5 protein-coding genes and 1 pseudogene are annotated in these 5,103 nt (G+C 72.0%); 1 reads left to right on the top strand and 5 read right to left on the bottom strand.

Annotated features, from left to right (window positions below; translation table 11 throughout):
* From ACYVE7_RS28735 to ACYVE7_RS28720, 4 genes are all read right to left on the bottom strand, one after another.
* A partial coding sequence (locus tag ACYVE7_RS28735; RefSeq protein WP_460368972.1) for a TerD family protein occupies positions 1-524 on the bottom strand: 524 nt, incomplete at its 3' end.
* A 5-nt stretch (positions 525-529) separates the two neighbouring features.
* Entirely contained in the window at positions 530-1,102 is a 573-nt protein-coding gene (locus tag ACYVE7_RS28730) for a TerD family protein (RefSeq protein WP_460368970.1), read from the bottom strand.
* Between the two features lie 59 nt (positions 1,103-1,161).
* Complete coding sequence (locus tag ACYVE7_RS28725; RefSeq protein ID WP_460368968.1) at positions 1,162-2,367, bottom strand: MFS transporter; 1,206 nt, start codon at positions 2,365-2,367, stop codon at positions 1,162-1,164.
* Positions 2,368-2,378: 11 nt separating this feature from the next.
* The gene (locus ACYVE7_RS28720; protein WP_460368966.1) at positions 2,379-2,807 is read right to left on the bottom strand and encodes a MarR family winged helix-turn-helix transcriptional regulator; all 429 of its coding nucleotides are present in this window, start codon (positions 2,805-2,807) and stop codon (positions 2,379-2,381) included.
* A gap of 84 nt (positions 2,808-2,891) precedes the next feature.
* Between ACYVE7_RS28720 and ACYVE7_RS28715 the strand changes: the two genes are divergently transcribed.
* The gene (locus ACYVE7_RS28715) at positions 2,892-3,203 is read left to right on the top strand and encodes a DUF2530 domain-containing protein (RefSeq protein WP_460368964.1); all 312 of its coding nucleotides are present in this window, start codon (positions 2,892-2,894) and stop codon (positions 3,201-3,203) included.
* Here the strand turns inward: ACYVE7_RS28715 and ACYVE7_RS28710 are convergent.
* A pseudogene (locus tag ACYVE7_RS28710) lies at positions 3,180-5,103 on the bottom strand (sacsin N-terminal ATP-binding-like domain-containing protein); the annotation flags it as partial. The gene ACYVE7_RS28715 and the pseudogene ACYVE7_RS28710 overlap by 24 nt on opposite strands.

Below are 5,103 nucleotides of genomic sequence, written 5' to 3'. Positions count from 1 at the left end.
GGCGGTGGAGGCACGGGCGGCAGGACGGTGCGCGGGACGGCGACCGGTGTCGCAGGGGCGGGCGGCGGATCGTCGACCGCGACCCCGTGGTCGGTGAGCAGGGCGGCGAGCCCGCCCGCGTAGCCCTGGCCGACGGCGCGGACCTTCCAGGAGGTGTCCCGCCGGTACAGCTCCAGCGCGACGATCGCGGACTCGGCGTCGAGCCTGTCGACCGTGAAGACATGATCGTCGACCGTCACCGAGGGGGCCGGGAGCGCGGCGAACGTGCCCTCGTCCAGGCTCAGGGTGATCAGGACGGCGTGGACGTCCGGGGGCAGGACGGCCAGGTCGACCGAGATCCCCGACGGCGTCCAGACCACCCCGGGGGCGGCCGGTGCGTTGTAGAAGACCAGGTCGGTGTCGGCGCGCGCCTTCAGGTCCCGGCCGACCAGCAGTGCGCTGAGGTCGGCCGGGGCGGCTGACGCGGTGACGGTGACCTGGGTGGCGCTCAGCGGGGCGTTCGCCCCGCGGACGAGCTGGACCATCAGGCTCAGGCGTGCGCGGCGATGGCCGGGAGCATGTCCTGGAAGGTGCGGCCCATGGACGGCTCGCCGATCGCGCCGAGCTTCCACTCCTGGCCGTGCCGGTACAGGCGCGCCATGACCATGCCGGTGTGGCCGCCGCCGCCCGTCAGGGTGTAGCGGGCCAGTTCGGCGCCGGTGGTCTCGTCGACCAGCCGGCAGAAGGCGTTCTCGACCTCGTTGAAGGTCTGCCCCTGGAACGAGCTGACGGTGAACACCAGCGAGCTGACGTGCACCGGGAGCCGGTTCAGATCGACGATGATCGACTCGTCGTCGCCGTCGCCCGCTCCGGTCAGGTTGTCGCCGGTGTGGCGCACGGAGCCGTCACGGGAGGTGAGCTGGCCGAAGTAGACCACGTCCGCGATCTGCTGGTCGGCGAAGATCACCACGGAGGCGTCCAGGTCGATCTCCTGCTCGCGTGAGCCGAAGAACCCCTTCTTCTTCACCGCGTCCCAGCCGAGGCCCATCCGGACCAGGGTCAGGCCGCCACCGTCGGGCTTGCTCAGCGAGATCCGCTGGCCCTTCTGCAAGGAGACAGTCACGAAGTCGCCCTCCCTCGTTGTTCGTCAGTCCGGGTGTCGATCCGACGCGGACTCCCAGCCTATGGTGCGAGCGGCTTCTTCGTCCCGAATCGGAGATATGTGATCACCGTACCGGCCGTCGCCATCGCGACCAACCCCCCACCCGCCAGGGCGAGTCGCGGCCCGAGATTCTCCGCGATCCAGCCGACCATCGGCGAGGCGATCGGGTTGGTGCCCAGGAACACCAGCATGTACAGGCCCATGACCCGGCCGCGCATCTCACCGCTGACCCCGAGCTGCATGGTGGCGTTGGCGGCCGTGGTGAAGGTCATCATCGCCAGTCCGGCGGGGGCCAGCAGGGCCAGGAACAGGGGCCAGGTCGGCATCAGACCGGCGAGCACCTCGAACAGCCCGAACCCGAACGCCGCCCCGTACAGGAGCCTGCGGTCCGGCCGGATCCGGCGGGCCGCCAGCAGCGCGCCCGCGCACGCCCCCACCGCCAGAACAGTGCTGGCCAGCCCGAACTGCGACGCGCCCTTGCCGAACACCTCCGTCGCCATCAGCGCGGCCGTGATCTGGAAGTTCATCGCGAACCCGGCGACCAGCGCGATCGTCACCAGCAGCAGGACCAGATCGCGGCGGCCCCGCACATAGCGCAGCCCCTCGCGGAGCTGGCCCTTGGCGCGCGGGACGGGCTCGCGGACGAGCAGCTCGTCCTCGCGCATCAGCGCCAGCCCGACGATCACCGCGCCGAAACTGGCCGCGTTCAGCAGGAACACCGGGCCCGTCCCGATCAGCGCGATCAGCACTCCGGCGACGGCGGGACCCCAGATCCTGGCGCCGTTGAAGGTGGCGCTGTTCAGGGCGATCGCGTTCGGCAGGTCCTTGCGGCCGACCAGTTCGACGACGAAGGTCTGGCGGGCCGGATTGTCGAAGGCGGTGGCCAGCCCGAGCACGAACGCCAGCACGTACACATGCCAGACCTGCGCGTGGCCGGTCAGTGCCAGCACCCCCAGGACCAGCGCGGGGGCGCCCATCGCGAACTGCGTGTACAGCAGCAGCCTGCGGCGCGGGAACCGGTCGGCGATCACCCCGCCCCAGAGGCCGAACAGCAGCAGCGGCAGGAACTGCAGGCCCGTGGTGACGCCGAGGGCCGTGCCGCTGCCATGGGTGAGTTGCAGGACCAGCCAGTCCTGGGCGATCCGCTGCATCCAGGTGCCGGTGTTGGAGACGATCTGCCCCGACATGTACAGCCGGTAGTTCCGGTTGCGGAGCGAACGGAACATCCCGCCCCGGTTCAGCTCCTGCTGAGCTTCTCCAGGATCGGGGTGGCCTGCTCCAGGATGGTCCGCTCCTGCTCGGTCAGGGAGCGCAGGCTCTGCGACAGCCACGCCTCCTTGAGCCGGCGCTGCTCGGTCAGCAGTTCCCGTCCTGCGTCGGTCGGGGCGAGGACCACCTGGCGGCCGTCCGTCGAGTGGGGGCGGCGCGCCACCAGGCCCAGACGCTCCAGGGCCGCGAGGGTGCGGGTCATGGAGGGCGGTTGCACCTTCTCGTGGTCGGCCAGCTCCCTGGGCGTCATCTCGCCGTGCTTGTCCAGGACCGCGAGCGCCGCGAACTGGGTGACCGACAGCACGCCGCTGCCCTGGTGCCGCAAGCGCCTGGACAGCCTGGCCACGGCGATCCGCAGCTCCTCGGGGAGCCTCGAGCGGTTCGTCTCGTCCATCATCGTCTACATCGTTAGCAAGAGTCATTACCTCTGCTAACGACCTCCTCCTCACTGTTATTCCTACGGGTCGGTAGGCTGGACGGTATGGCACGCCCGCGACAGCCGGAACCCGCACCGCTGCGGACCAACGACGTCTACGTGGCGGCCGCGGGCACCGCGCTGTGGGCGGTCGCCCTGGCCGTCCTGCTGATCATCGGACTGCCCGCCGATGAGCGGTGGTGGTACTGGGTGTGCGTGACGGGCATGGCCATCGGGCTGTTCGCCTGCCTGTACATCCCCAGGCTGCACCGTGTCCGCGCGCGCGCCGACGAACGGCACGCGGCGGAACGCGGCGAAATCCCCGCCGACGGGATCACGGAGACCGGCGGGGCCTCAGGAGAGGTCGAACTCCGCTAGCTCGACGGCCGCCTGCGCCGGATCGAGCAGGATCGCCGCCAGCAGATGGCGGTCGGGCCAGCGGCCCAGCTCCCACGCGATCGCCCGGGCCAGGCCCTGCGTGGTGGCGGCGTGCGGGATCCCGTCGTACCACCAGGGGACCTCATGGCCGTCCACGGTCAGCGGGGCGTGGTGCCGGTAGGTCTCCGGGGCCTCGGGGAAGGCGTCCAGGACGGCCTGCGGGACGGGACGCTCCTCGCCCGTCGAGGTGATCTCGCCGGTCAGCTCGTCCGTGGCCAGGGAGAGATCCAGCAGCTCGGCCAGGGCCTCGGCCTCGGTGTGCGGCAGCAGGATCAGCGGCTGGCCCGTCAGGAGCGGCAGCGTGAACGGGGCGTCGACGACGATCACGTCATCGGCCGGAACGATCTCCAGCGCGTCGCCGACGACGGCCCTGATCCGGTCGGGCGGCGCGAGATCGGCGGCCCCCGCCAGCCAGGCCCACAGCTCGCGGAGCTGGGCGCGGCGGACCGTCCTGGCCGGATCGGCGAGACGGTCGAGGAGCTCGTCCGGGGGGACGTCGGCCAGCTCGCTCCGGACGCCCAGCGCGCGGGCGAACTCGGGATCGAGCCCTTCGGGCGCGGTGTCGTACAGCCCTTCGAGCAGCGGATCGGAGTCGGCGGCCCGGCGCGGACCGCCCAGCACCTCGTTCCTGGCCAGCCACCACGACGTGTACGACGGCACGGCCGTCCCGTCGTGCATCCGCAGCGGCTCGACGATCGCCTCCCGCAGCGGCGGGCGCGCCAGCAGCGGCAGCGCCGCCTCCCAGTCCCGCACCAGCTCCAGATCCCGCACGGCCGCCAGCTCCGGCACGTGCCCCGGCGGCAGCTCCCAGTCCTCGATCCCGTCGAGCTCCAGCTCGTCCAGATCCGGATCCTCCACGCGGAGCAGGGCGAACCCCCACAGAACGCCGACGGCTTCGAGCGCGGCGCGCCCGTACCGCTCGACCAGGTCGTCGGCGACGATCCCGAACGGCGAGTCCTCGCCCATGATGTCGATCAGCGGGGAGTCGGGCAGCAGCAGCTCACCGGCCGCGTACAACTCGCCGTCGCGGCCTCTCAGGGCGAGTTCGCCGAGCCACGGTTCGAGGCCCTCGAGACCGTCGGCGAGCCGCAGCACGGCGTCCGCGACCTCCCCCGAATCCTCGAACGACCCTTCGACGGCCACCCGCACCGCCGGATCGGCCAGCACCTGCCGCGCCCCCGCCTCGACGGCCCCCAACCGCACCAGCAGCGGATGGTCGGCCGCCGGATCCACGACCCGCAGCCCGAGCACCTCGAGCCCCGCGGGCAGATCCCTCCCGACGAGCACACCCCGCGCCCCCCGCACCGTCCTCCCATCGGCCAACGGCACCGGCAACGCCCCCAACTCCCCCAGATCCCCCGCCGCCCCCAACACCCCGTACGCCTCCCGCCACCAGGCGGCGTCCCTGCGCACCTCCCCGAGCACGTCCACGGCATCCGCGACCCCCATCCGCCGCACCCCCAACATCCGCAACCCCGGATGCCGCACCGGCCACCCCTCAGGCACCACCCCTTCCACCACCTCCCCCACGATCCCCGCCAACCCGACCGGCCCGTCCACCACCACCGCATCCCTCCCCCGCACCCGATCCTCGGTGTGGGTGGGGAGGAGGGGGGTTTCGGGGAGGAGGGGGGTGAGGTGGTGGCGGAGGCGGGCGTCGAGGGGGCCGGAGGGGATGGGGGTGGGGAGGAGGTCGAGGAGTTCGGGGCCTTGGAAGGTGCGCAGGAGGGAGAGGTAGAGGGTGGCGGCTTCGGTGAGGAGGTGGTCGGTGAGGGGGGAGTCGGCGATGTGGCGGCGGTCCGGGGTGAGGGGGAAGGTGCCGAGGAGGAGGGCGGGGAAG

The sequence above is a fragment of the Actinocorallia lasiicapitis genome (genome assembly GCF_054778695.1).
Note: the sequence above shows the minus strand (reverse complement) of the source record. Positions and strands in the feature narration are given on the sequence as shown.